Origin of the sequence: Curtobacterium sp. B8 (assembly GCF_000333315.1) — a bacterium.
Taxonomy (GTDB): domain Bacteria; phylum Actinomycetota; class Actinomycetes; order Actinomycetales; family Microbacteriaceae; genus Curtobacterium; species Curtobacterium luteum.
In genome coordinates, this window is the sequence record NZ_BACW01000197.1 from 1 (window position 1) to 1,383 (window position 1,383).

The window sequence follows — 1,383 nt, forward strand, 5'->3', positions numbered from 1 at the left end:
CGCGACGATCCCGAGCGGGATGTTGATGAGGGAAGATCCAGTGCCAGGTCAGGGTGTCCCACGAGCACCCCGCCGACGAACGGGGCGATGATCGGGGGCCGCGAGCGCCGGCCAGGTCAGGATCGCGATCGCGGTGACGAGCTGGTCACGGCCGGCGCTCCGCAGCACGACGAGCCGACCGACGGGCACCATCATCGCGCCGCCGAGGCCCTGCAGGATCCGCCACAGCGTCAGGTCGACCAGGCCGGTGGACATCGCGCACAGAGCCGAGGCGACCGTGAAGAGCGCGATCGCCGCCGCGAAGACGGTGCGGGAGCCGACGCGGTCGGTCACCCAGCCGCTCACCGGGATGAACACCGCGAGCGTGACGAGGTAGGCGGTGATCGCGACGCCGACCGCGGCCGAGTCGACGCCGAGGTCACGCCCCATCGCGGGAGCAGCCGTCGCGAGGATCGTGCCGTCGAGCAGCTCCATGAAGAACGTGCCCGCGACCAGGACGGCGACCGCCGTGCTGCCTGCCCGCCGGGCGCTCGGTGTCGGTGTCGTCGTCGTCATCTCGAACGGAATGCTATGCCCGCTCGGGTTCCGGACCCGGGCCGAGCCGCCCCGCTGCGACCCACCGTTCTGCTGTGCACAATGGTCGGAGCGACGGTGTTGTCCGGACCGCGCCCAGCGGACGAGCCTGGCAGCGCGTGACGCCGTGTCACCACTCGACGAGGAGGTCCGATTGCCGAAGCACGTGCTCGACGACGTCCTGCTGCCCGTCATGACGCTCCGCGAGTCGGCCCTGGAGTCGAACGCCGCGGTGATGCAGGCCTACGTCGAGCGGCACGGGCTCCTGTTCGCGCCGCACATGAAGACGCACATGGCACCGGCGCTCGCCCGCCGTCAGACCGACCTCGGCGCGTGGGGCGTGACCGTCGCCTCGGTCCAGCAGGCCGTCGCGGCGTGGGACCACGGGTTCCACCGGATCCTCGTCGCGAACGAGGTCCTCGACCCTGCGGGACTCGCGTGGATCGCCCGCCGACGCGAGCTGGACGGCGGTGCGGACGTGCTCTTCCAGGTCGACTCCGCCGCCGGCGTCGCGGCCGCCGCCGACCACGGACCGCTCCCGGTGCTCGTCGAGATCGGCTTCCCGGGCGGCCGGACCGGGGTCCGCTCCCCCGCCGACGGGGTCGCGCTCGCGCGTGCTGCGCGGAGCGCCGGGCTCGAGGTCCGCGGCGTGACCGGGTACGAGGGCGGCCTGCCCGGCCCGGACGAGGCCCGGGAGTACGTCCGAGGGGTGCTCGCCGCCACGGCGGCGGTCCGTCCGCTCGTCACGGCGACGCGCACCCTGCTCAGCATGGGCGGCAGCGCCGGTTCGACGCGGTGTCGACGCGTCGC

At 73.5% G+C, this 1,383-nt stretch carries 2 protein-coding genes; one reads left to right on the forward strand and one right to left on the reverse strand.

Annotated features, from left to right (window positions below; all coding sequences use genetic code 11):
* Window positions 1–48: 48 nt before the first annotated feature.
* The gene (locus I59_RS04995) at window positions 49–555 is read right to left on the reverse strand and encodes an MFS transporter (RefSeq protein WP_022902927.1); all 507 of its coding nucleotides are present in this window, start codon (window positions 553–555) and stop codon (window positions 49–51) included.
* A gap of 172 nt (window positions 556–727) precedes the next feature.
* Between I59_RS04995 and I59_RS05000 the strand changes: the two genes are divergently transcribed.
* Window positions 728–1,383: alanine racemase (locus tag I59_RS05000; protein ID WP_022902928.1), on the forward strand; the 656-nt coding region annotated here is incomplete at its 3' end.

What these genes read in the sequence shown, in the direction of transcription:
- I59_RS04995 (WP_022902927.1), bottom strand. Translation starts at nt 555, where the DNA reads ATGACGACGACGACACCGACACCGAGCGCCCGGCGGGCAGGCAGCACG.